This window comes from Vagococcus coleopterorum (genome assembly GCF_011303955.1).
Taxonomy (GTDB): domain Bacteria; phylum Bacillota; class Bacilli; order Lactobacillales; family Vagococcaceae; genus Vagococcus_D; species Vagococcus_D coleopterorum.
The window spans coordinates 326,786-352,804 of record NZ_CP049886.1 but is presented as its reverse complement, the minus strand read 5'-3'; the positions used below and the strand labels follow the sequence as shown (position 1 = coordinate 352,804).

The window sequence follows — 26,019 nt, the reverse complement described above, 5'->3', positions numbered from 1 at the left end:
TTGGAAAGAAGGGAGCTTATTAAATGAGTAAAATTATCGAGTTGTCAGAAACTTTAGCCAATCAGATTGCAGCTGGTGAAGTTGTTGAACGACCGTCATCGGTTGTCAAAGAACTGGTTGAAAATGCTTTGGATGCGAATAGTAGTCAGATTGATATTTACTTAGAGGAAGCTGGCCTGCGCAAAATTCAAATTATTGATAATGGTGATGGGATTGAGAATGAAGATGTATTGAATGCTTTTAAACGTCATGCCACAAGTAAAATTCACAATCGAGATGACTTATTCAGAATTAAAACATTAGGTTTCCGTGGAGAAGCTTTACCCAGTATTGCCTCAGTCTCAGAGATGACTATCGAAACATCAACGGGAACTGAAGAAGGCCGTTTTGTTAAAATGTCTGGCGGGAAAGTGGTGGAAGATAAACCGCATTCATTGCGCAAAGGCACGAAGGTTACCGTTGAAAACCTATTCTTCAATACACCAGCACGTTTAAAATATGTAAAGACATTACAAACCGAATTAGCCAATATTGGAGATATGGTAAATCGTCTAGCGTTAAGTCATCCTGAAGTGGCGTTTCGTTTAATTCACGATGGCAATCAAATGTTAACTACATCAGGGAATGGTGATTTGAAACAAACAATTGCCGGTATCTATGGAGTTGCCACAGCTAAAAAGATGTTAGAGATTGGCCAAGGGGATTTAGATTTTAAAGTATCAGGTTATGTTTCTTTACCAGAAGTAACACGAGCGAGCCGTAATTACATTTCAATCATCATTAATGGTCGCTATATTAAGAATTATTTATTAAATAAGGCAATTGTTGAAGGTTACGGTTCAAAATTAATGATTGGTCGTTTTCCGATTGCAGTTATTAAAATTGAGATGGATCCGTTACTTGTGGATGTCAACGTTCATCCGACGAAACAAGAAGTTCGCTTGAGTAAAGAAAAAGAGTTAATGGCGTTGATTTCTAAAGGTATACGTGAGGTTTTAGAAGACCAACAATTAATTCCGAAAGTTGATAGTAATCTAGCGTTTAAGAAAGAGTTGCCGAAAGAATCAAAAATTTCACAACCGTCTATGTTTGATCAGGAACAAGAAAAAACTAAAGCGCCTGATAAAGGAACACTGGCTTTTGATTCTAGTAATAAACAGTTTTATATTCCGAGAAAAAATGATAAAGAGTGGGCATCTGATCCGATACTCTATAATGAGCCATTATCAGACAATCGGACGATTGCATTAGAAAAAGTTAATGAACCATTATTTGATGATCCCTTTAAAAGTGAGTTTCATGATGAGCAGGAGACTGAGGAGTTAGTGCCAATCGTTGACTCGAATGGTTCAGTGGGTGCATTTCCAGAATTAGAATACTTTGGTCAAATGCATGGGACGTATTTATTTGCTCAAAGCGAAAAGGGTCTGTATATATTAGATCAACACGCGGCTCAGGAACGAATTAAATATGAATATTTCCGTAAAAAAATTGGTGAAGTTGGATCTGATTTACAGGAATTGCTTGTACCAATAGTTTTAGATTATCCGCAGTCTGATAGTTTGAAGATTAAAGAGAGTATGCCAGAGTTAGAATCAGTTGGTATTCACCTAGAAGAGTTTGGTCAAAGTAGTTATCTTTGTCGTGCGCATCCGACTTGGTATCCGGCGGGGATGGAAGAATCAATCATTCGAGAGATGATTGAATTAGTTTTAGAGACTGGTAAACTGGATGTTGCAAAATTTAGAGAAGATACGGCAATTATGATGAGTTGTAAGCAATCAATAAAAGCAAATCATCATCTAGACGAGGCACAGTCGCGTCAATTGTTAATTGATTTAGCTAAATGTGAAAATCCTTATAACTGTCCTCATGGTCGTCCAGTTTTGGTTCATTTTGATAATAAAGACATGGAAAAAATGTTTAAACGTATTCAAGATTCACACTAAGAAAAGCCTGCACAAAATGCAGGCTTTTTTATTAAGGAATATTCACTAGTCAGTTTTTATGATACAATAAATAAGAACGTATGTGCTTATTGGAGGAAGATGTTATGTATGAATATATCAAAGGCTATATTACTTTTGTTAGTCCCTATTATATTGTTGTAGAAGTCATGGGAATAGGCTATCAAGTAGCAGTTGCGAATCCATTCTCATATAAAGTTGATGAAGATAAAGAATGTCATATCTATATTCAACAAGTAGTGAGGGAAGATTCTGAAACGTTATATGGATTTAACAACCTAGAGGAAAAGCAGTTATTTATTAAATTAAATAGTGTATCTGGGATCGGTCCGAAAAGCGCCCTTGCTATTATGGCAGGCGATGATCATGGGGCTTTAATACAAGCAGTAGAAACGGAAGACGCTACATTCCTAACAAAATATCCTGGTGTTGGTAAAAAAACGGCTCAGCAAATGGTCCTAGATTTAAAAGGCAAGCTGTTAGAAATAGGGTTACCATCTGAAGGTTACGTAACAAGTGAAGTGGATGGTACCGGGCAAACAGAATTACTAACAACAGGAAATGTAATGTTGGAAGAGGCTATTGAAGCGCTATCGGCATTAGGCTACAGTGATCGCGAATTGAAACGGATTAATAAAGATCTTGAGAAGGTTGAAGCGAGTTCAACAGATGATTATTTAAGACAAGGCTTAAAATTATTAATGAAAAAGTAAGGAGCTGATTTAAGTGGAGGAAGAACGTATTTTATCTAGTGAAGCAACTGAGTCTGAAGAGATGAGCGAATTATCTCTTCGTCCGCAATATTTGTCTCAGTATATTGGCCAAGATAAAGTAAAAAAAGAACTATCAATTTACATTCAAGCAGCTAAAGCCCGTTCTGAATCTTTAGATCATGTTCTTTTATATGGACCACCTGGATTAGGTAAAACGACAATGGCAATGGTTATTGCAAATGAAATGGACGTACAAGTGAGAACGACTAGTGGTCCGGCAATTGAGCGACCAGGAGATTTAGTTGCTTTATTAAATGAGCTGGAACCAGGTGACGTTTTATTTATTGATGAAATTCATCGCTTACCAAGAGTGGCTGAAGAATTGTTATATTCTGCGATGGAAGACTTTTATGTCGATATCATGGTTGGCCAAGGGCCGACGTCTCATCCGGTTCATTTTGAGTTGCCACCATTTACTCTAGTAGGAGCGACGACGCGTGCAGGCATGCTGTCAGCGCCATTACGTGATCGCTTTGGCATTATTTCTCACATGGAATATTATGAAACGGATGATTTGAAAGAAATTGTTCGTCGTTCTGCAGATATTTTTGATACTGAAATTGTTGAAGAAGGTGCGTTTGAACTTGCTCGTCGTTCTCGAGGTACACCAAGGATTGCTAACCGTTTGTTGAAACGTGTGCGAGATTATGCGCAAACACAGAGTGACGGTGTCATCAATCGTCAAATTGCCGACGCTGCTCTTACAATGCTACAAGTGGATCATGAAGGGTTAGATTATGTCGATCAAAAAATTCTCAAGACGATGATTGATCTTTACCAAGGCGGTCCGATTGGATTAAGTACATTAGCTGTTAATATTAGTGAAGAGACCGAGACGGTTGAGGATATGTATGAGCCATACTTAATTCAAAAAGGGTTTATCAAGCGGACACCTCGTGGACGTATGGCAACAGCGAAAGCGTATGAGCATTTAGGGTATGACTATATAGAAAATAAGTAAACTTCGACTCCGTGTTGAAGTTTTTTTATTTGGTCGCAACGAGGTGTTAAACGTGATAAACTAACTAAGAGAAATTATGAGATGAAAGAGTGGAATAAGAGATGACATATACAACAGCCGATTTTGATTTTGAATTACCAGAAGAGTTAATTGCACAAACGCCATTAGCTGACCGTCAAACTTCTAAACTATTGGTTCTAGATAAAGAAACAGGAAATATTCAAGATAAACATTTCTATGATATTTTAGAAGAGTTAAATGAAGGTGATGCTTTAGTGATGAATAATACCCGAGTATTACCTGCTCGTCTTTATGGGGAAAAACCAGAAACAGGAGGACACTTAGAAGTCTTGTTGTTGACGAATACTGAAGGGAATCAATGGGAAACATTAATTAAACCAGCGAAGCGTGCTAAAAAAGGTACAGAGATTTCTTTTGGAGATGGTAGACTAAAAGCTGTGGTTTTAGAAGAATTAGATCATGGTGGACGAATTATTGAATTTAAATATGAAGGAGTCTTCTTAGAGATTATTGAGTCACTAGGAGAAATGCCGTTGCCACCCTATATCAAGGAACGGTTAGAAGACCCGGAACGATACCAAACTGTTTATGCAGAAGAAAATGGTTCAGCAGCAGCTCCGACAGCGGGATTACATTTCACACAAGAGTTATTAGATAAAATTTCTGCCAAAGGAGTAGAGTTAGTGTATTTAACTCTGCATGTTGGCTTAGGCACGTTTAGACCAGTCAGTGTGGATTCGATTGAAGATCATGAAATGCATAGTGAGTTTTATAAATTAACGGCAGAAGCGGCAGATAAATTGAATACAGTGAAAGAAAGTGGGGGTAGAATAGTTGCGGTAGGGACGACTTCTATCAGAACATTAGAAACAATTGGGACTAAATTTGATGGTGAAATCAAACCGGACAGTGGTTGGACAAGCATTTTTATTACACCAGGGTATCAATTCAAAGTTGTTGATGCTTTTACAACGAATTTCCACTTGCCAATGTCAACACTAGTTATGTTAGTGAGTGCGTTTGCAGGCCGCGATAAAGTGATGGTTGCTTATGACCACGCTGTGGCAGAAAAGTATCGATTCTTCAGTTTTGGAGATGCCATGTTCTTAAAATAAAAGCTTACTTAGGTAAGCTTTTTTTATTTAATTCAGGGTAGTCTCATCTTGCTAAAAGCCGGAAACAACGGTATTATATTTAAGGTATGTAAGTAGAAAAAATATATGATATGAAAGTAGGTTAAGGTTATGACAGAACCAGCCATTCGTTATCGTTTAATCAAAAAAGAAAAACACACGGGGGCACGATTAGGTGAAATAATCACGCCTCATGGGACATTCCCAACTCCGATGTTTATGCCAGTTGGAACGTTGGCAACTGTAAAAACTATGGCGCCGGAAGAATTAAAAGAAATGGGCGCAGGAATTATCTTGGCTAATACGTATCACTTATGGTTACGACCTGGTGAGGATTTAGTTGAACAAGCAGGTGGATTACATAAGTTTATGAACTGGGATCAAGGGATTTTGACAGATTCAGGTGGCTTTCAAGTTTGGTCGTTATCTGATATGCGTAATATTACTGAAGAAGGTGTGAGTTTTAAAAACCATTTGAATGGTTCGAAAATGTTCCTATCTCCAGAAAAAGCAATCGGTATCCAAAATAAATTAGGCCCAGATATTATGATGAGTTTTGATGAATGTGCACCATTCCATGAAAGTCATGATTATGTCAAAAAATCTATTGAACGAACAAGTCGTTGGGCAGAACGTGGTTTAGAAGCGCATGCTAATCCAGATCGTCAAGGTCTGTTTGGGATTATTCAAGGTGCGGGGTATAAAGACTTACGTGAGCAAAGTGCTAAAGATTTAGTTAGCATGGATTTCCCAGGGTATTCGATTGGTGGCTTGTCAGTAGGTGAAACTAAAGAAGAGATGAACAGTGTCTTGGAATATATGGGTGGTTTGATTCCAGAAAATAAACCGCGTTATTTAATGGGTGTTGGAACAGCGGATTCTCTAATTGATGGTGTTATTAATGGTGTTGATATGTTTGACTGTGTCTTACCAACACGTATCGCTCGTAACGGTACATGTATGACAAGTAAAGGACGTTTAGTTGTGAAAAACGCCAAATACGCAGAAGATTTCCGTCCTCTTGATGAAAAATGTGATTGTTACACATGCCGTAACTATACTCGTGCATATATTCGCCACTTAATAAAATGTGATGAAACGTTTGGTATTCGATTGACGTCATATCATAACTTATATTTCCTGCAGACAGTAATGCAAGGGATTAGACAAGCGATTATGGATGATAACTTATTAGAGTACCGTGAAGCTTTCTTTGAAGAGTACGGCTTTAATAAAGAAAATGCAAAAAATTTCTAGTTTGTTTACGTTTAAAATAGTAGCGTTATCATAATATTTTTGATAAAGTGAAGTGGAAGTAAGAGAAAATCTAAAAAATAAGGTGGACAATAAAATGAGCTCAACATTACTAATGTTAGTTGTCTTAGGTGGAATGATGTTTTTCATGACGCGTTCTCAAAAGAAACAACAACAAAAAAGACAAGATTTATTAAATTCAATGACAGTTGGAAGTAAAGTAGTAACAATCGGTGGTTTACACGGTGTTATTTCTGAAATTGATCAAACTAAAGATACAGTTTGGTTAGATTGCGAAGGCATTCAATTAGAATTTAACCGTTCAGCAATTGCAACAGTAACTGAAACGCCAGCAGCTGATGTAGTGACAGAAACGGTTACAGAAACAACTGTTGAAACGCCAACTACTGATGAAGTAGTCGAAGCAGTTGAAGTCGAAATTGAAGAACCAAATAACAAATAATAATTAAGGTGGGGCTAATAAAGCCTCCCTTTTTTATTTCGAGTACAGGGGCAGTGTTATGAAAAAGAAGAACCGATTGGGAATTATAAAAAAGCAAAAATTGAATACAAAGGTTAAGGTTAAAGCAGCCGAGTTACAAGAAGAAGGCTACAAAAAAGTGGTACCTAGTAGTTTGTGGGACTATATTATAGCCTATCGTTGGAAGCGGGAGTTTCCCAAAACAATTTCTGAAATGAAAATAGATATTGAAAGCATTACTGCTAATGATTATTTTGATTATCAAGTGATCTGTGCTCAGACAGTAAAGAGTCATGAATTTGATTGGGATAAAATAAAAGATTTGTTAGATTAAAAGGCTGGTATAAAGGTCTTTTTCTTTTTTTGAAATCTTTTGTGAAAAAAATCACAGAAAAGCATTTACTTATTCCTCGTTGTGTTATATGATGATTGTGAAAAGTTTAACAAATGAAAGAAAATTGGGAGGATACAGTAAATGTCTGAAAAAAATCAAGGTGTTAAAGAAATGATTGATGAGTTAGTCGTCAAAGGAAACGCTGCTTTAATAGAAATGGAAAAGCTTAATCAAGAACAGGTTGACCATATAGTTCATCAAATGTCGATGGCGGCACTTAATGCTCATATGCCGTTAGCTAAGATGGCAGTTGAGGAAACGGGTCGTGGTATATATGAAGATAAAGCGATAAAAAATATGTATGCATCCGAATCAATTTGGAACAATATTAAGGATAATAAAACAGTTGGAGTTATTAATGAAGATCCATCGAAAGGGATTGTCGAAATTGCAACACCCGTTGGAGTTGTTTGTGGGGTGACGCCAACAACGAATCCAACATCAACAACTATTTTCAAAGCAATGATTTCTTTGAAAACGCGTAATCCGATTATTTTTGCATTCCATCCCAGTGCGCAAAAATCTTCTGCTGAAGCAGCACGAATCGTGCGTGATGCAGCGGTTCAAGCCGGAGCACCAGAAAATTGTATTCAATGGATTGAACAGCCATCTATTGATGGGACGAACGGTTTGATGAATCACGAGGGTGTTGCGATTGTATTAGCGACAGGCGGCTCAGGTATGGTCAAGGCAGCTTATTCAACGGGTAAACCAGCCTTGGGTGTGGGACCAGGGAACACGCCGGTTTATTTAGAAAAAACAGCTAAAATCAAACGTGCAGTGAATGATTTAATCGTTTCGAAAGCATTTGACAATGGAATGATTTGTGCTTCCGAGCAAGGGGTCATTGTTGATAAAGAAATTTACGATGATGTAAAAAAAGAATTTCAAGCACATCAAGTCTACTTTGCCAAAGCATCTGAGCTTAAAAAGTTAGAAGCAGCTGTAATGAATGAAAGTAAAACGGCTGTTAATCCTGCTATCGTAGGGAATAGTGCGGTAGATATTGCTAAACTAGCAGGTATTAAAGTTCCGGAAGGTACGAAAATTTTAGTAACGGAATTAGAGGGAACGGGGATTGATTACCCCTTATCGCTTGAAAAATTATCACCAGTTTTAGCAATGATGAAAGCTGACTCAAAAGAAGAAGCTTTTCAAATGTGTGAAAATATGCAAGAGTTTGGATTGGGTCACACAGCCGTAATTCACTCAGAAGATGAGGCGCTGCAAATTGAATTTGGTTTGAAAATGAAAGCTTGTCGTATTCTTGTTAATAGTCCTGCGGCACAAGGTGGGATTGGCGATTTATACAATGAAATGATTCCATCCTTGACACTTGGTTGTGGCTCGTATGGTAAGAACTCAGTTTCAAAAAATGTGTCAGCGTTAAACTTAATCAATATTAAAACTGTAGCGAAACGGAGAAATAATATGCAATGGTTTAAACTACCTCAAAAAATTTACTTTGAAAAGAACTCGTTAAACTATTTAGAAGAGATGGCCGATGTTAATCGTGTTTTCTTAGTTTGTGATGAAGGTATGGTTAAGTTTGGATATGCTGATCGAGTAATAGAAACCCTTCGTAAACGTAAAAATGATGTGCAGATTGAAATGTTTTCTGATGTCGAACCAGACCCATCAAGCGATACGGTCTATAAAGGTACTGAAAGAATGGTCGCTTTCCAGCCGGATACTGTTATTGCTTTAGGTGGTGGTTCTGCAATGGATGCGGCGAAAGGCATGTGGCTGTTCTTTGAACACCCAGATACAGAGTTTTTTGGGGCTAAGCAAAAATTCTTAGATATTCGCAAGCGTGCATATAAAATTCCAACAGCAGAAAAAGCGAAATTCGTTTGTATCCCAACAACATCAGGTACAGGATCTGAAGTGACACCCTTTGCTGTTATTACAGACAGCGAGACAGGGGTTAAGTATCCATTAGCTGATTATGCGTTAACGCCGGATGTGGCGATTATTGACCCGCAATTCGTATTATCAGTACCACGTTCAGTTACTGCTGATACTGGTATGGATGTGTTAACTCATGCAATTGAATCGTATGTTTCTGTAATGGCTTCTGATTATACTCGTGGACTAAGCTTGCAAGCAATCAAATTAGTATTTGAAAACTTAGAGGCTTCTTGTGATCGACCAAACGAGGAAAACAGGGAGAAAATGCACAATGCTTCAGCGATGGCGGGAATGGCATTTGCCAATGCGTTCTTAGGTATTTGTCATTCGATTGCGCACAAATGTGGTGGTGAGTATCACATCCCTCACGGTCGTACGAACGCCATTTTATTACCGCACGTTATTCGTTACAATGCTAAAGATCCATCTAAACACGCTATTTTCCCTAAATATGACTATTTCCGTGCGGATGAAGATTATGCTGAAATCGCTCGTTTCCTTGGTTTGAAAGGAACAACAACAACAGAATTGGTTGAGTCGCTTGCTAATGAAGTAACTGATTTAGGAAGACGTGTAGGCATAGATATGAGTTTTAAAGCACAAGGTGTAACTGACAAACAATTAAATAGTACAGTGGATCGCTTGGCAGAACTTGCCTACGAAGATCAATGCACAACTGCAAATCCTAAAGAGCCTTTAATTTCAGAATTAAAAGGGATTATCGAAGCAGCATATAAAGGATAAAAAATAAAAGCCCTCTTGGGGCTTTTTTATTTTTTATAAAGATAAGCATGATAAAATAGAAAAACTATTAAAAGAATGTTAAAATAGTTAGCAATAGTAATTTCAAGATTGGGGCGTAGTGATGTGAAGGATATGAATTCAAATAAAAAAATAATCATTCTTATTTCATTAGTGTTGGCAGTTGTTTTTTTAGTTAGTTTTTCTGCGCTTAAAAGAAATGAAACTAAAGAAACGGGAGTTGTTCAATCCTCAACAAATGATTTTGTAGGAACCGTAGATAAAATTGTTTCGGCTCCTGTAAAAGCGATTAGTAATTTAACTGATTCGATTGGAAATTTATTTAATACATTTGACGAGAATGCTAGATTAAAAAAACGTTTAGACAGTTATGCTGTTATCCAAGGAGAAAATGAAAATTTTAAAAAAGAAAATAAAGATTTGAAAAATCAACTTGAAATGTCAGATAGTTTGTCAAGTTATGAAAAAATCACAGGCAGTGTTATTAGTCGCTCTCCTGACACATGGCAAAATATTTTGATTATTGATAAAGGTAAAGATGCAGGTGTAGAAGTTGATATGCCGGTTATGGGATCTGAAGGTTTGATTGGTCGAATAATTGAAGTCAATAAGTTATCTTCAAAAGTAGAGCTACTAACATCGAATAATCAAAGTGTTAACAAGTATCCGGTTATGATTTCTCCAGACAAAGGCGACATGTCTTACGGGTTGTTAGCAAGTTATGAGGAAAAAAGCGGTCATTTTATCGTGAACCAATTAACTTCATTAGATGGGTTGAAGTCAGGTGATAAAGTAACTACCTCAGGTTTAGGAGGTAATTCTCCGAGTGGTTTAATAGTTGGAGAAGTTGTTGGAATCAAAAAAAATGGTTTAGGTCTCGATAAAGAAGTCTATATAAAACCAATAAATTCAATGTATGATATTTCGTTTGTAACGGTTATCAAACGCTTAGCAGAAAGTGAAGGTTAAGAAGAATGGATAAGCAAAAGATATTTAAGATTGTGCTACCAGTTCTATTGTTTATCTTAACCCTGTTGGATGGACAACTTAGTCGCGGTTTAAGAAGTGTGATGACTAATCAGGCTTTTTTAAACAGTCACTTACTTTTGATTGCGTTAATATTGGCAAGCATTTGGTATTCGAAACGATATATGGTAATAACTAGTATGTTTATTGGCTTACTTTTTGATATTTACTATTATGGCATTATTGGAATAAATATGGTTGTTTTACCATTAACAGTATTACTTGTATATCTGGTATTTAAACATGTCCCTATTAACATGTTAAGTATTATCTTAGGTTTAATTGTTTTCATAACAATAATGGATAGTAGTGCGTACTTACTACAAGTGGTATTCAACCTAAGAACGCCAGGCGTTGCAAGGTATGTAGTAGGGAACTTGGGACCGACATTGATGTTTAATATAGTGGCCTGTTTATTGTTAAGTTTTCCAATTAATAAGTTCTTAAAAAAGGCTAACGTGTAATTGAAACATGATTGTAACATTTCTATTATACAGTTGACATGTTGCTATGATATTATTTGAATGTTGAATAGGGGATTGCCCTATATGAAACTTAGAAAAAGAAAAAACTTCGGAGGTAACAACCTTGAAAAAACGTATTTTATCAACAGTAATGATCAGTTCAATGATGTTTGGTGCAACAGTACTACCTGTATTATCAAGCGCTAGTCCAGCAACTGACTCAGACAAAAAAATATCAGACTTAAGTTCTAAAGAAGCAGCAGCAAATGCTGAATTAACTTCAGTTAGAGAAAATATTGCAAATATTCAAGCGAAAGCATCAGCATTACAAGCTGAGCAAGTTTCGTTAAATAAAGAAACTAAAAAATTAACTAAAGAAATCACATCGTTAACAGAACGTATTGAAAAACGTGAAGCAGCGATTAAAGATCAAGCAAGATCAGTTCAAACAGATCGTAAAGGGACAACTTTTATTGATGCCGTTTTAAATGCTGAATCAGTTTCAGAAGCCATTACTCGAGTAGCAGCTGCAACTCGTTTAGTTGGTGCCGGAAATGATTTAATGGTTGAACAACAGCAAGATAAAAAAGCAGTTGAAAAGAAAAAAGAAGCAACAGAAGAAAAAGTTGCAACAATTCAAAACAACGCTGCTAAATTAGAAGCTAAAAAAGGTGAGTTAATCACTCAAGAACTTCAAAAAGCTGCTGTTTCAAATGGCTTAGCAGCTGAAAAAGCAACTGAAAAATCTAAAAAAGATGAATTTTTAGCTGAAGCTAAAGCAGCTGAAAAAGCATTAGAAAAACAAGAAAAAGCAGTTGCTAAAGCAGAAAGTTCAAGAGAAGAAGTTGAAGTTTCAAAAGGTGAAACAACGCCTCAAACGGAAGCTCCAAAAGAGGAAACAACGCCTCAAACGGAAGCTCCAAAAGAGGAAACGACACCTGAAACTGAAGCGCCTGTTCAAAAGCCTGAAGTGCCAACGACGCCAGCTAATCCTAACGCAAGTGGTTCAGCAATTGTTGCTGAAGCAATGAAACATATTGGTAAACCATATGTTTGGGGCGCTAAAGGTCCTGAATCATTTGACTGTTCTGGTTTTACAGCGTATGTATATCGTGCAGTAACAGGTAAAGAAATTGGTGGTTGGACAGTTCCTCAAGAATCAGCTGGAACTGTGATCCCATTATCACAAGCACAAGCAGGAGATTTATTGTTCTGGGGACCACAAGGTGGTACTCATCATGTAGCTATTTCAACTGGTGGAACAGGATATGTTCATGCACCAACTGAAGGCCAAACAGTAACGACTTCGAACTTTGCATGGTATTCACCAGATTTCGCAGTACGTGTAAACTAATTTAAAATGTCAAACCAACTCAATTGAGTTGGTTTTTTTATTTTATTTATTTAACAATAGTGCAAGTAATAAGCCAAGTGTTAAAAATGGAATGAATGGCGAGGTGTTAGTTTTCGTCATTAGAAGTGAGTAACATAGCCCTATTCCCGAGGATAGGATTAATGTTATTAGAATAATTGATGGTTCAAAAAAAATGCTCCATGAAAGGATAATTTTTATATCCGCTCCCCCAAGGGAATTAGGAAGTAGTTTAGTAATGCTAAATAAAACAATAAACAGTAAGAAAGTGAAAGATATATGTAATGTTTCGGTTATGCCATTTATGCTGACAACAGTTACTAAAAGAAGAATATTAGGTAGATAAAAAAGTGTTGGATTGATTTCTAAATGATAATAATCCATTAAACTGTATAAATATGCGAGGATTAGCGTGGTGATTATAATAATTGATTGCAATTGCTGTATGCAGAAAATTAAAATGAACAAGGCGCCGCAAATCAACTCAGCGATTAAATATGAATATGCAATGGGAAAATTACAATATCGACATTTTCTTCTATATAATATGTATGAAAATAATGGGATTAGATCATACCACGTTAATTGTTTTGAGCATGAATCGCAAGTGGACCTTTGAAAATTAATTGTTAGTACATTTTTTAAAGCAACTTGATTGAGAAATGAACCAAAACAACAGCCAATATAGAAAAGTGTGGCATTTAACATAACTTGCTCCTCCCCGTTTGTTATCATTAGTAAGTTACGTAAAATATTATATTTAAAACGGGGTAAAAGTATTTAAAAGAGTATTTTGCTATAATGATATAAAGGCATCTTAATAGTCGAAAGTAGGTGAACCAATGAATGAACGAATCAAAGGGAAATTAGAATTATTACCTGAACAGCCAGGGTGTTATTTGATGAAGAATGAATTCGGAGATATTATTTACGTAGGAAAAGCAAAAATATTGAAAAATCGTGTTCGTTCTTATTTTACGGGAAGCCATAATACCAAAACTGAGAAGTTAGTTAGCGAAATTGCTGATTTTGAATATATTGTGACAGAGTCAAATAAAGAAGCGCTTTTGCTAGAAATTAATCTAATTAAAGAAAATAAACCTCGATATAATATTCTGTTAAAGGATGATAAGAGTTACCCGTTCATAAAAATTACTAATGAAAAGTATCCTCAATTAAAGATTGTGAGAGAAATTAAGAAAGATCATGCCGATTACTTTGGTCCTTATCCTGATGTTAAGGCGGCGAATGAAACGAAAAGAATGTTGGATAGATTATATCCATTAAGAAAGTGTAGTTTATCTGCTAAAAAACCTTGTCTCTATTACCACCTGGGGCAGTGTTTATGTCCGGGTTATTTTGATGTGAATCCGCAAGTGTTTTTAGAAATGAGAACAGAAATTAAAAAATTCCTAAGTGGTAATTATTGGGGGATACAAGCTGAAATAAAAGAAAAAATGACAGCAGCAGCTAACAATCTTGAGTTTGAAAAAGCGGCAGAATACCGTGACCAGTTGTCATCGATAGAGTCCGTAATGATGCCACAAAAAATGACGCAAACAGACTTTGTCAATCGTGATGTTTTTGGTTTTTCAGTGGATAAAGGCTGGATGTGTGTACAAGTTTTCTTTGTAAGACAAGGTAAAATTATTGAACGTGATGTATCTTTATTTCCATTTTATGGAGAAGCGACAGACGACTTGCTAACATATATTGGACAATTTTATGATGAGGGTCGGCATTTATTGCCAAAGGAAATTTTTATTCCAGAAACGCTTACGATTAGTGATGTTAGTTTATTAGTTCCAGGTGTCAAAGTGACTCAACCGCAACGGGGTGAAAAGAAAAAGTTAGTTCAACTGGCATCTAAAAATGCTGATGTGGCGTTGAAGGAAAAGTTTGATTTAACAATAAAAAAACAAGAACGTAGTGTAGGAGCGATTGACCGATTAGCGGGTGCTATGAATCTACCCTCGTTGCACCGGATTGAGGCTTTTGATAACTCGAATATTATGGGGACTAATCCGGTTTCTGCTATGGTGGTTTTTGTTGATGGTAAACCAGTTAAAAATGAGTATCGAAAATATAAAATTAAAACAGTAGTTGGTCCAGATGACTATGCTTCGATGAGGGAAGTAATCTATCGTCGCTATTCAAGAGTATTAAAGGATGAGCTTGAAAAACCAGGTTTAATTTTAATTGATGGAGGTAAAGGACAGGTTGAAGCTGCGCGGGAGGTCCTCGAAAATCAGCTAGGATTAAGCATTCCGATTGCGGGGTTAGTTAAAAATGAAAAACATCGAACGAGTGAATTGATTTATGGTGCGGATCACCATGTCATCCCTCTGAAACGGAATTCAGCTGAGTTTTTCTTGCTACAAAGAATACAGGATGAGGTCCACCGTTTTGCCATAACTTTCCATCGTCAGCTAAGAAGTAAAACCAGTTTTGCTTCGAAATTAGATGGTGTTGATGGACTTGGTCCCAAGAGAAAACAACAGCTTTTGAAAAAATTTAAATCGTATAAAAATATTCAAGAAGCTTCAAAAGAAGAATTGATTAGTAGTGGTCTTCCTGAGGGAGTAGCTGAAAAGTTAATTGATCATTTAAAATAAAAAAGCTAGGCGTATGCCTAGCTTTTTTATTTATAGTCGTAATATGCCGTTTTTAGTAAAGTGTGTAATTGTTCTTTTTCGTTATCCGAAATGAATGCGCCGTTAACAGCGTTGTGATTTAGTTGTTCCATGCAACGGTAATCGATATTGTACCATTTGTGAAGCTTAGTATATTCCTTAGTAAGCGTAGTGTTTGAAACAGTTCGATTATCAGTATTAATACAAATATTTAAACCAGCATCCATAAATTTTTTGAAAGGGTAGTCTTCTAATTTTGTGACAGCTTTAGTTTGGAAATTACTTGTAGGGCACATTTCGATAACGGTGCCGCGTTCTTTGCATTCTGCTAGGATGGCATCGTCCTTTGCAATGGCAATGCCGTGCCCGACACGAGTTGCTCCTAACTTGATAGAGGTCAAAACGTTTTGAGGGCAACCACATTCTCCTGCGTGTAGCGTTAGAGGGATAGCATATTTTTTTGCAAGTGTGATGAGGTCAGTATATAAATCTGCTGGGAATTGGGCTTCATCACCAGCGATGTCAAATCCTACTACACCATTGTTTAAATAATTTTTTGTGGCTTCGACAACAGCTTTGTTATCCGAATTTGTGTGGTGACGCATCCCGCATAATAAAGCGTTTGATTTTACACCGAATACTTCTTCACCACGTTTCAAACCAGCAATAACAGCCTCAACAATTTGATTAATTGTTAATCCTTGATGCGCAAAAAGTAAAGGTGCGAAACGAACTTCAATATAAGCAACATTTTCTTCAGCAACTTGTTCAATTAAGTCATATGAAATTAATTCAATCGCTTCCGCTGTTTGTAAATAAGGGAGCACTATGTCGAAACGTTCTAAGTATTCTAGTAAACTTTCGCAATCTTCTGGGGCAGTTAATTTTGAAGCTAGTTCGGCACTGCTATAAGGGAGAGGATTTCCTTGTTCTTGAGCTAATCTTTCTAATATGTGAGGACGAACAGAGCCGTCCAAATGACAATGTAATTCGATTTTAGGCAAGTGTTGAATGATTTGTTCTTCCATGTGTTTCCCTCCAATTGAATTTTTAAACAAGATTATTTAGATATAATATACAGGTTATTTCAATTAATTACTACACTTCGAAGGAAGTAAGCTAGAACTTCTTAGTTACTTTTAATAATATAGTGGGACCAGTGAGAATTCCATGTTTTTAATGCTGATTTTGTCCGCAAATATGATATAATTATACCTGATTATAAACGGTGCTACATAGTAAGGCGCTAGTTTAAAAGGAGGTCATTTGAAATGACAGAAAAGAAACCATTTTATATAACAACGCCAATTTACTATCCAAGTGGTAAATTACATATTGGTAGCTCGTATACAACGATTGCTTGCGATGCTGTAGCGCGTTATAAACGTTTAACAGGGCATGAAGTTTTTTATCTAACAGGTTTAGATGAACATGGCCAAAAGATTGAACAAAAAGCAGAAGAAATGAATATTTCTCCCCAACAGTATGTTGATCAAATGGCGGTTGATGTTCAAAAGTTATGGAAAGATTTAGACATCACAAATGATAAATTTATTCGTACAACAGATCCAGAACATGTGGAACGTGTCCAACAAATTTTCGAACGCTTATTAGCGCAAGGGGATATTTATTTAGGTGAGTATGAAGGCTGGTACTCTGTTTCTGATGAAGAATATTTTACTGAAAGTCAGTTGATGGAAGTTTTCCATGATGATAACGGAAAAGTTATCGGTGGGAAAGCGCCGAGTGGTCATGAAGTCGAATTAGTTAAAGAAGAATGTTATTTCTTCAGAATGAGTAAGTATGCTGGCCGTTTACTTGAATACTATGCAGAGAACCCAGATTTTATTCAACCAGAATCACGTAAAAATGAAATGATCAATAATTTCATAAAACCTGGACTGGAAGATTTAGCAGTGACAAGAACAACATTCTCGTGGGGAGTGCCTGTCCCAAGTAATCCTAAACATGTTGTATATGTTTGGATTGACGCGTTATCTAACTATATCACTGCATTAGGATATGGCAGTCAAGATGATGAAAATTTTCAAAAATTCTGGCCGGCTAATGTCCACATGGTTGGGAAAGAAATCGTACGTTTTCACACGATTTATTGGCCAATTATGTTAATGGCATTAGATTTACCATTACCAGAGAAAGTTTATGCACATGGTTGGATCGTGATGAAAGATGGGAAGATGTCTAAATCAAAAGGGAACGTTGTCTATCCTGATATGCTGATTGAACGTTACGGCTTGGATGCATTACGTTATTATCTATTGCGTGCTATTCCATTTGGAAATGACAGTGTCTTCACGCCAGAAGAATTTGTAGCCCGTGTTAATTATGATTTAGCTAATGATTTAGGGAACTTGTTGAACAGAACGGTTGCAATGATTAATAAATATTGTGATGGTGTGGTTCCTAAGTACGCTTCACTTGTAACTGATTTTGATGGTGAGCTATCAACAACAGCTGCCAACGTGATTGGTAAATATCACAAAGCAATGGATAACATGGAGTTTAGTGTTGCCCTACAAGAAATTTGGGTGTTAATCTCTCGCGCCAATAAGTATATTGATGAAACAGCGCCTTGGGTGTTGGCTAAGGATCCAGAGAAAAAAGCAGAGTTAGATAGTGTAATGGTTCATTTAGCTGAAAGTTTGAGAATTGCAGCATTATTATTACAACCGATTTTAACAGAAGCGCCTAAGAAAATTTTTGCGCAACTTGGTTTAGATGATTCGGATATGGGGATCGAAGAAATTCGTTTTGGTGAGTTCCCAATTGATACAAAAGTAATCAGTAAAGGTCAACCAATCTTCCCGCGTTTAGATACGGAAGAAGAAGTCGCTTATATTAAAGAAAAAATGAATGAAAAAGCTAGTGAAAATGCTGAGGATTTCACGTGGGATCCAACTGAAACAGAATTGGTTAGCGTCAAAGAACAAGCAATTGTTTATGATGATTTCGACAAAGTGGAAATTAAAGTAGCAGAAGTTATTGATTGTAAAAAAGTCAAAGGTGCCGATAAATTATTACAATTCCGTTTAGATGCAGGTGATAAAAATCACCGTCAAATCTTATCAGGTGTGGCAGAATTTTATCCGAACCCAGAAGATTTAGTTGGTAAGAAAGTGATGGTAGTTGCTAACTTAACACCAAGGAAATTACGTGGTGAAATTAGTCAAGGAATGATCCTATCAGCTGAATTTGATGGTAAGTTACAAATTATGGAAGCACCTAAAGGCGTTCCGAACGGTTCAGTGATTGCCTAAGGTTTCAAACGATTGAAGGGAATGCCTTCAATCGTTTTGCCGTATAGATGAGAGGAGTAAAAAGAATGATTTTTGATACCCATACCCATTTAAATGTTGACCAGTTTAAAGATGATATTCCAGAAACTATTCAACGTGCTGCTGAGTTAGGAGTGACTGAAATGGCCATTGTTGGTTTTGATATTCCGACAATCAAAAAGTCATTAGAACTGAGCAAAGTGTATGATCATTTATACAGTATTATTGGTTGGCATCCGACTGAAGCTGGTAATTATTCAAAAGAGATTGAAAAAGATTTAGAAATGAAACTAACCTTACCGAAAGTAGTCGCTTTAGGTGAAATTGGTTTGGATTACTATTGGATGGAAGATCCAAAAGACGTTCAAGAAAAAGTGTTTCGTCGTCAAATTGCCATTTCCAAAGAACATAATCTACCGATTAGCATTCACACGCGAGATGCCATGGAAGATACCTATCGTATTCTTAAAGATGAGCAGGTACCTGAAGCGGGTGGTATTATGCATAGTTTTAGTGGTGATTCGGAATGGATGGAACGTTTTATTGATCTAGGTATGCACATTTCATTAAGCGGTGTGGTAACTTTTAAAAAAGCTATTGAAGTTCATGATGTGGCTAAGTTAGTCCCTCTTGAAAGACTATTAATCGAAACAGATGCTCCGTATTTAGCGCCAGTTCCTTATCGAGGGAAGCGTAATGAACCTGGGTTTACACGTTATGTGGCTGAACGGATAGCGGAGTTACGAAATGAACCATGGGAAAGGATAGCGGAAGAGACAACACGTAATGCTCATAAACTATTTAGGTTAAATTAGCTCATGGTAAAAAAACAAAAAATTAATGAAATGGTTGTTGTAGAAGGAAAAGATGATACAAAACGTTTACAACAATTTTTAGAAGTAGATACGATTGAAACGATTGGTTCAGCAATAGATGAAGCGATTCTAGAACGAATTCGTTTAGCCCAAGAAGTCAGAGGAGTCATCGTACTGACTGATCCTGATTTTTCGGGAGAAAAAATTCGTAAGATTATTACTGCTGAAGTGCCAGGTGTTAAACATGCTTTTATTACTCGTGAAGAAGGTGAGCCTTCTTCAAGTTCTAGAGGTAAAAGTCTTGGCGTGGAGCATGCTTCAAAGGGAGCGATTGAAAAAGCGTTGAAACATGTGATGACACCAACGTTAGATGACAATATCTCAGAAATGATTCCGCGAGAAGTTTTGATTGGTTTAGGATTGATTGCGGGACCTAAAGCTAAGAGACGTCGAGAACAATTAGGAAATAAATTACGAATTGGTTATACGAATGCGAAGCAATTAGAAAAAAGATTATTAGCTTTTCGTATTACAGAAGAAGAACTAGCGGCCGCTATGATAGAGGTTCTAGAGGAGGAAAAACGTGGAGTATAAAGATATAGCAACACCAAGTCGCACGCGTGATATTTTAAAAAAATATGGCTTTCAATTTAAAAAGAGTCTAGGGCAGAATTTTTTAACAGAACCTAATATTCTTAGAAATATTGTGGAAGCTGCTGAGTTAGATGAAACTTCAAATGCGATTGAAGTTGGACCGGGTATTGGTGCTTTAACAGAACATTTAGCACGCTCGGCTAAAGAGGTCTTAGCCTTTGAAATAGATGGTCGTTTAATTGAAGTTTTAGAGGAGACACTGTCACCTTACCCTAATGTGACAGTTGTTAATGAAGATGTCCTAAAAGCAGATTTAACAACTATTGCGAAAGAAACATTTAAACAAGATTTACCAATCAAAGTGGTTGCTAATTTACCTTATTACATTACAACACCAATTATGATGCACTTTTTAGAATCGGATTTAAATGTGTCAGAGATGGTTGTTATGATGCAAAAAGAAGTAGCAGATCGGATTACAGCTAAGCCAAGTACAAAAGCTTATGGTTCATTATCAATTGCTGTTCAATATTATATGGAGGCGAGTGTCGCTTTTATTGTTCCAAAAACAGCCTTTATTCCACAGCCAAACGTTGATTCAGCGATTATTAAACTAGTTCGTCGGGATAAACCAGCGGTGGAAGTTAATGATGAAAAAGCTTTCTTTAAATTAACAAAAGCTGCTTTCCAACAAAGACGTAAAACACTCTGGAACAACTTGCAAGCGACTTATGGCAAGGAAGAAGCTATTAAAGAGCGGTTAGCGAAAGCTTTAGAAACTGCAGGGATTGATCCTAAACGTCGTGGTGAAACATTATCATTGGAAGAGTTTGCAAAATTATCAAATGCGTTAGGTTAAGGCTATTCAAATGAATAGCTTTTTTGTATGCATTTTGAAGTAAAATTAAGTAGAAGATATGCTATAGTATAGAAGGTAATTCGTTACCAAATAATCAGAGTAGGAAATAAAGCGTTAAGTGTCGAATGGATGGGATGTTGCTATTCGAACGAAGGTATTAACTCAACGATATTATTTATGTGAGAAGGGTGCTCACGGAAATAGTTAATATTGTGTAGAGTTTATCGCGGTTTTATTTTCGCATTCGCTGCATTAAAATGTAGCAACTCTATCAAGGAGATGCGCAATGAATAAAAGAAAAATGAGTACGAGAACGATTGCTTTAATGGGTATCTTGATGGCGATGCAAATTATTTTGACGCGCTTTTTGTCAATTCAAACGCCATTTGTTAGAATTGGTTTTACGTTTGTCCCAATCGTCATTATGTCGATGATGTTTAATCCCTGGATTACAGGTGTAGGAACATTATTAGCAGATTTTGTGGGGATTATTGTCTTCGGAAGTACCGGTCCTTATTTTCCAGGGTTTTCGCTTTCGGCCCTACTGACAGGACTAGTTTACAGTTTCTTTTTTTATAAAAAAGAGATGAGTTTAAAACGAATCATCGTTGCAAGTTTAATTGTTGGTTTAGTCATTGAATTAGGTTTAAATACTGTATGGCTGTATATGATTGCACCAGGACCGGGTGTTTTAGCTCAGGTTCCATTACGTTTAGGGAAAGCAGCTATTTTAATTCCGATTAAAATTTTTGTCATCTATTTAATTAGTCATAATCAAGTGATGCAAAACCAAATTAAACGGTTTAGATCATAAGAAAAATTCACCCATGGAAATAACATCTATAAAGAGACCTATTTTATAATAGGTCTTTTTTTTTCGTTAGAAACGCAGGTAAATCGATATGTTAGGCTGTTATAAAATCCTATGTTAAACTTAATATATAACAATAATATTAAAGGGTTAAGGGGGCGTAGTATGCTAGATTGGTTAGTCGGGTTGTCTCCCTGGCAACAGGCGTTAGCAGGGACATTGTTTACTTATGGGATGACAGCATTAGGTGCTGCATTGGTTTTTTTCTTTAAAGATATCAAAAAAGATATTCTAAATTTGATGTTAGGTTTTGCATCAGGGGTTATGATTGCAGCAAGTTTTTGGTCATTATTAGATCCAGCAATTGAACAAGCAACGGAGAATGGGTCAATACCTTGGCTTGTAGCAGGGATAGGTTTTGCAGCTGGAGGGTTATTTTTATATGCAGCGGATCGTGTGATACCGCATATGCATTTTGGTCCTAATCAAGAGCGAGAAGGAATGGAAAGTCATTTAAAGAGAACCATTTTACTTGTTTTCTCAATAACATTGCATAATATTCCAGAAGGTTTAGCTGTCGGTGTGGCCTTTGGTGCGGCAAATCAAATGGCGGATCCAGTAGCAGGAGTATTAGCGGCAATGTCAGTAGCTATCGGGATTGGGATTCAAAACTTCCCTGAAGGTGCAGCAGTCTCAATTCCTCTAAGACAGGAAGGGTTGAGTCGTTGGAAATCCTTCCTTTATGGTCAGGCATCAGGGATTGTTGAACCAATTGCCGGTGTTTTAGGTGCGATATTAGTTACTAAATTAACATTTGTTTTACCGTATGCTTTAGCATTTGCGGCTGGAGCAATGATTTATGTTGTGGTTGAAGAATTGATACCAGAAGCACAACAAAATTCATCTAGTAAAAACCACCACGCTGTTTTTGGTGTGATGGTTGGCTTTATTATTATGATGGTTTTAGATGTGGCGTTAGGTTAAAAATGGAAGTTTGTGAAGTTATAAACTTGTTATTTGTAAAGCTGAATTTGCTAAACGTTTCACGAATTTTAGTCGAAAAAATTGCTGAAAAATAAGAATTTCAGTTGAATTATTAGAATGAGTTAAGTATCTAATGGAAGCGGTTGAATTAAAGGTTATTTTGTAGTATTTATAAGATGTAGGTATTAAATAAAATTGATTTTCACAAAGTCAATTAAACAAGTGGAGGGAATATTTATGAGTAAAGAATTAAACGAGTTTTTACAATCAAACCTTAACGATTTAAAATCAAAAGGTCTTTACAATGAAATCGAACCATTACAAAGTGCTAATGGTCCAATGATCCAAGTTGGTGGAAAAGAGTTAATCAACTTATCATCAAATAACTATCTTGGTTTAGCAACTGACGAACGTCTAACGACAGCTGCTAAAGAAGCTATCGACAAATGGGGAGCAGGTTCTGGTGCCGTTCGTACAATCAACGGAACATTAGAAATCCATTTAGAGTTAGAAAAAGAATTAGCTAAGTTCAAAGGAACTGAAGCTGCTATTTCTTACCAATCAGGATTCAACTGTAACATGGCTGCTATTTCAGCAGTTATGGGTAAAAAAGATGTTATCTTATCTGATGAATTAAACCACGCATCAATCATTGATGGTTGTCGTTTATCAGGTGCTAAAATTGTCCGTGTAAATCACTCTGACATGGAAGATTTAGCTGCTAAAGCTAAAGAAGTACGTGAGTCAGGTTTATATGAAAAAGCAATGTTCATTACAGATGGTGTCTTCTCAATGGATGGAGATATCGCTAAATTACCAGAAATCGTTGAAATCGCTAAAGAATTCGACTTAATGGTATATGTTGATGACGCTCATGGTTCAGGTGTCTTAGGTCATGGTCACGGAACAGTTAAACACTTTGGTTTAGAAAAAGAAGTTGATTTCCAAATCGGAACGCTTTCTAAAGCAATTGGTGTTGTTGGTGGATATGTTGCCGGAACACAAGATTTAATCGACTGGTTAAAAGTGCGTTCTCGTCCATTCTTATTCTCAACAGCCGTATCTCCAGCAGATGCAGCAGCAGCTAAACGTTCATTAGAAATTTTAGATGCGGACACTAGCTTAAATGAAAAACTTTGGGAAAATGCAACATACTTTAAAGAAAAATTAAACGCTATGGGATTTGAAACAGGTATTTCAGAAACACCAATCACGCCAGTAATCATTGGTGATGAGCAAAAAGCACAAGATTTCAGTAAACGTTTATATGAAGAAGGCGTTTATGTTAAATCAATCGTATTCCCAACAGTACCACTAGGAACTGGACGTGTACGTAACATGCCAACTGCAGCTCATACAAAAGAAATGTTAGATAATGCATTAGCTATCTATGAAAAAGTTGGTAAAGAGTTCGACTTAATCTAATTTAAAACACTAAAATCAAATAAATAATAAGGGAGTCTTTCAAATGAAAAAAGTATTAGTAACAGGTTCATTAGGCCAAATCGGATCAGAATTAGTTTACCGTCTACGTCAAGATAACGGCATGGATAGCGTTATCGCTACTGACATCCGTACTATCGAAGGTAGCCCAGTATGTGAAGAAGGAATTTTCGAAGTTTTAGATGTAACTGACTACGATAAATTCTTAGAATTAGCTAAAAAATATGAAGTGGATACAATCATCCACTTAGCAGCTTTACTTTCAGCTACAGCTGAAGCTCGTCCAGCGTTTGCTTGGAACTTAAACATGACTGGTTTAATGAATGGTTTAGAAATCGCTCGCGAACTAAACACTAAATTCTTTGCACCATCATCAATCGCTGCATATGGTCCAAACTCACAATCAGACAACACACCTCAAGACGATATCATGCGTCCAACTACAATGTACGGTGTGACTAAAGTTGCTGGTGAATTATTAGCTGACTACTACCACACTAAATATGGTGTTGATACACGTTCAGTCCGTTTCCCAGGTTTAATTTCTTACAAAGTTGAGCCAGGTGGCGGTACGACTGACTACGCTGTTGACATCTATTATGAAGCACTTAAATCAGGTTCATACAAATCATTTATCGCTGAAGGAACTTCAATGGATATGATGTATATGGACGATGCTATTGAGGCTATCGTTAAATTAATGAACGCTGATGCGGATCGTTTAGTACACCGTAACGCTTTCAATATTACTGCAATGGCCTTCACTCCAGAAGAAATTGCTGCATCAATCAAAAAAGTTATGCCTGAATTTGAAATGGGCTACGATGTTGACCCTATTCGTCAAGGTATTGCTGAATCATGGCCTAACTCAATCGATGCTACTTGCGCGAAAGATGAGTGGGACTTCGCTCCTAAATTTGATTTAGATGGCATGACAAAAGAAATGCTTGAAAAATTAACTGTTAAATTAAAAGCAGAAGGCAAAATTTAATCATTTAAACCACCTTTTATAGGTGGTTTTTTCATTTCACAAAGATCCCGAGCAATAAGGTTTCTTTTTATTCTGAAAGGTAGTAAAATAAACTTATAAAGATTGTGAAAGGGTGAGCAAGATGAAAAATAGAGATAAACAAAAAATTATTTTAGTTGGAGCAGGTGCGGTAGGTTCAAGTTATGCTTTTGCTTTAGTTAATCAAAATATTGGTAAAGAATTAGGGATTATTGATTTGAATCATGGTAAGAGTGAAGGCGACGCGATTGATTTATCTGATGGCTTAGCATACACGTCACCTAAAAAGATTTATGCAGCTACGTATGATGACTGTCATGATGCAGACTTAGTTGTTATTACGGCGGGAGCAACAAATACCGCTGATCAGACGCGGATGGATTTATTACATATCAATTTAAAAATTACTAAAGATATTGTTGATTCAGTGATGGCAAGTGGTTTTGATGGCATGTTCTTAGTGGCAAATAACCCTGTGGACATTATGGCTTATGCTGTTCAGAAGTTTTCTGGCTTGCCAGCATCACGTGTGATTGGTTCAGGTACGACCTTAGACAGTGCACGTTTCAAAAAATCGTTAGCTGAAATCATCCAAGCAGATCCACGTGATATTCAAGCGTATATTATTGGTGAACACGGCGATACTCAGTTCCCGGTTTGGTCACATGCAAATATTGGTGGACTACAGGTCTACGAATGGGTGAAAAAACGCCCAGAAGTGACTGAAGAAAGCTTAATCCAATTAGTTGAGGATGTTCGTGACGCAGGCTATCGAATCATTGAAAGAAAAGGCTCAACGTATTATGGGATTGCTATTTCTTTAGCTCGAATTACGAAAGCCATTTTTGATGATGAGCATGCTATTTTACCATTATCTGTCCAATTGAATGGGCAATATGGTGCATCAGATTTATACATTGGTTCGCCAGCAGTTATCACCCGCGAAGGGATCCAATGTGTGATTGAGATTCCGTTGAATGATATGGAGCAACAAAAAATGCAAGACTCTATCCACGCTATTCAACAAATGATTGATGAAGTATTTTAACTAAATAA

Annotated in this window: 23 protein-coding genes and 1 riboswitch; of the genes, 21 read left to right on the top strand and 2 right to left on the bottom strand. The window is 36.6% G+C overall.

The features are described 5' to 3' along the window. Positions 1-23 precede the first annotated feature (23 nt). The 11 genes from mutL to G7081_RS01650 all read left to right on the top strand — a co-directional run bounded on the left by mutL (position 24) and on the right by G7081_RS01650 (position 12,501). A complete protein-coding gene (mutL, locus tag G7081_RS01700; protein ID WP_166006850.1) occupies positions 24-1,949 on the top strand; it encodes a DNA mismatch repair endonuclease MutL in 1,926 nt (641 codons plus the stop codon). A gap of 104 nt (positions 1,950-2,053) precedes the next feature. Next, on the top strand, positions 2,054-2,680 hold the full coding sequence (gene ruvA / locus G7081_RS01695; protein WP_166006848.1) for a Holliday junction branch migration protein RuvA: 627 nt from the start codon (positions 2,054-2,056) through the stop codon (positions 2,678-2,680). A 61-nt stretch (positions 2,681-2,741) separates the two neighbouring features. Further along, the gene (gene ruvB / locus G7081_RS01690) at positions 2,742-3,701 is read left to right on the top strand and encodes a Holliday junction branch migration DNA helicase RuvB (protein WP_238786665.1); all 960 of its coding nucleotides are present in this window, start codon (positions 2,742-2,744) and stop codon (positions 3,699-3,701) included. 101 nt (positions 3,702-3,802) lie between these two features. Further along, positions 3,803-4,837 (top strand): tRNA preQ1(34) S-adenosylmethionine ribosyltransferase-isomerase QueA, encoded by a 1,035-nt coding sequence (gene queA / locus G7081_RS01685; protein WP_166006844.1) that lies wholly within the window; start codon positions 3,803-3,805, stop codon positions 4,835-4,837. A gap of 129 nt (positions 4,838-4,966) precedes the next feature. Next, the gene (gene tgt, locus G7081_RS01680; RefSeq protein WP_166006841.1) at positions 4,967-6,112 is read left to right on the top strand and encodes a tRNA guanosine(34) transglycosylase Tgt; all 1,146 of its coding nucleotides are present in this window, start codon (positions 4,967-4,969) and stop codon (positions 6,110-6,112) included. A gap of 94 nt (positions 6,113-6,206) precedes the next feature. Next, complete coding sequence (yajC, locus tag G7081_RS01675) at positions 6,207-6,572, top strand: preprotein translocase subunit YajC (protein WP_166006839.1); 366 nt, start codon at positions 6,207-6,209, stop codon at positions 6,570-6,572. A gap of 58 nt (positions 6,573-6,630) precedes the next feature. Then, entirely contained in the window at positions 6,631-6,924 is a 294-nt protein-coding gene (locus G7081_RS01670; protein ID WP_166006837.1) for a post-transcriptional regulator, read from the top strand. Between the two features lie 141 nt (positions 6,925-7,065). Continuing rightward, positions 7,066-9,639, top strand: coding sequence for a bifunctional acetaldehyde-CoA/alcohol dehydrogenase (gene adhE / locus G7081_RS01665; RefSeq protein ID WP_166006835.1), 2,574 nt, complete (start codon positions 7,066-7,068; stop codon positions 9,637-9,639). Between the two features lie 132 nt (positions 9,640-9,771). Beyond that, entirely contained in the window at positions 9,772-10,626 is an 855-nt protein-coding gene (gene mreC / locus G7081_RS01660) for a rod shape-determining protein MreC (protein WP_338064555.1), read from the top strand. 32 nt (positions 10,627-10,658) lie between these two features. After that, positions 10,659-11,147: a rod shape-determining protein MreD gene (gene mreD, locus G7081_RS01655; RefSeq protein ID WP_166006831.1), complete on the top strand. Its 489-nt coding sequence runs from the start codon at positions 10,659-10,661 to the stop codon at positions 11,145-11,147. A gap of 124 nt (positions 11,148-11,271) precedes the next feature. Continuing rightward, a complete protein-coding gene (locus G7081_RS01650) occupies positions 11,272-12,501 on the top strand; it encodes a C40 family peptidase (RefSeq protein WP_166006829.1) in 1,230 nt (409 codons plus the stop codon). 42 nt (positions 12,502-12,543) lie between these two features. Here G7081_RS01650 and G7081_RS07720 read toward each other — a convergent pair whose 3' ends face one another. Continuing rightward, positions 12,544-13,227 carry a prepilin peptidase gene (locus tag G7081_RS07720; RefSeq protein WP_166006827.1) on the bottom strand — a complete coding sequence of 228 codons (684 nt, stop codon included), beginning with the start codon at positions 13,225-13,227 and terminating at the stop codon, positions 12,544-12,546. A gap of 134 nt (positions 13,228-13,361) precedes the next feature. Between G7081_RS07720 and uvrC the strand changes: the two genes are divergently transcribed. After that, a complete protein-coding gene (uvrC, locus tag G7081_RS01640) occupies positions 13,362-15,134 on the top strand; it encodes an excinuclease ABC subunit UvrC (RefSeq protein WP_166006825.1) in 1,773 nt (590 codons plus the stop codon). Positions 15,135-15,160: 26 nt separating this feature from the next. Here the strand turns inward: uvrC and add are convergent, their stop codons facing one another. After that, complete coding sequence (add, locus tag G7081_RS01635) at positions 15,161-16,180, bottom strand: adenosine deaminase (RefSeq protein WP_166006823.1); 1,020 nt, start codon at positions 16,178-16,180, stop codon at positions 15,161-15,163. 243 nt (positions 16,181-16,423) lie between these two features. Between add and metG the strand changes: the two genes are divergently transcribed. The 9 genes from metG to G7081_RS01590 all read left to right on the top strand — a co-directional run bounded on the left by metG (position 16,424) and on the right by G7081_RS01590 (position 26,011). Beyond that, entirely contained in the window at positions 16,424-18,430 is a 2,007-nt protein-coding gene (metG, locus tag G7081_RS01630) for a methionine--tRNA ligase (RefSeq protein WP_166006821.1), read from the top strand. A gap of 65 nt (positions 18,431-18,495) precedes the next feature. Then, positions 18,496-19,263, top strand: coding sequence for a TatD family hydrolase (locus G7081_RS01625; protein WP_166006819.1), 768 nt, complete (start codon positions 18,496-18,498; stop codon positions 19,261-19,263). A 3-nt stretch (positions 19,264-19,266) separates the two neighbouring features. Then, positions 19,267-19,857: a ribonuclease M5 gene (gene rnmV, locus G7081_RS01620; protein ID WP_166006817.1), complete on the top strand. Its 591-nt coding sequence runs from the start codon at positions 19,267-19,269 to the stop codon at positions 19,855-19,857. After that, on the top strand, positions 19,847-20,716 hold the full coding sequence (gene rsmA / locus G7081_RS01615) for a 16S rRNA (adenine(1518)-N(6)/adenine(1519)-N(6))-dimethyltransferase RsmA (protein ID WP_166006815.1): 870 nt from the start codon (positions 19,847-19,849) through the stop codon (positions 20,714-20,716). The genes rnmV and rsmA overlap by 11 nt, the downstream gene beginning before the upstream one ends. 93 nt (positions 20,717-20,809) lie before the next feature. After that, positions 20,810-20,968, top strand: a riboswitch (THF riboswitch). A gap of 34 nt (positions 20,969-21,002) precedes the next feature. Further along, positions 21,003-21,530 carry a folate family ECF transporter S component gene (locus G7081_RS01610; protein WP_166006813.1) on the top strand — a complete coding sequence of 176 codons (528 nt, stop codon included), beginning with the start codon at positions 21,003-21,005 and terminating at the stop codon, positions 21,528-21,530. A 162-nt stretch (positions 21,531-21,692) separates the two neighbouring features. Beyond that, positions 21,693-22,511, top strand: a complete 819-nt coding sequence (locus tag G7081_RS01605) for a ZIP family metal transporter (protein WP_166006811.1) — start codon at positions 21,693-21,695, stop codon at positions 22,509-22,511. 237 nt (positions 22,512-22,748) lie between these two features. After that, on the top strand, positions 22,749-23,936 hold the full coding sequence (locus tag G7081_RS01600) for a glycine C-acetyltransferase (protein ID WP_166006809.1): 1,188 nt from the start codon (positions 22,749-22,751) through the stop codon (positions 23,934-23,936). Between the two features lie 43 nt (positions 23,937-23,979). Further along, complete coding sequence (locus G7081_RS01595; RefSeq protein ID WP_166006807.1) at positions 23,980-24,945, top strand: L-threonine 3-dehydrogenase; 966 nt, start codon at positions 23,980-23,982, stop codon at positions 24,943-24,945. 121 nt (positions 24,946-25,066) lie between these two features. After that, positions 25,067-26,011, top strand: coding sequence for an L-lactate dehydrogenase (locus G7081_RS01590; RefSeq protein ID WP_166006805.1), 945 nt, complete (start codon positions 25,067-25,069; stop codon positions 26,009-26,011). Positions 26,012-26,019 lie beyond the last annotated feature (8 nt).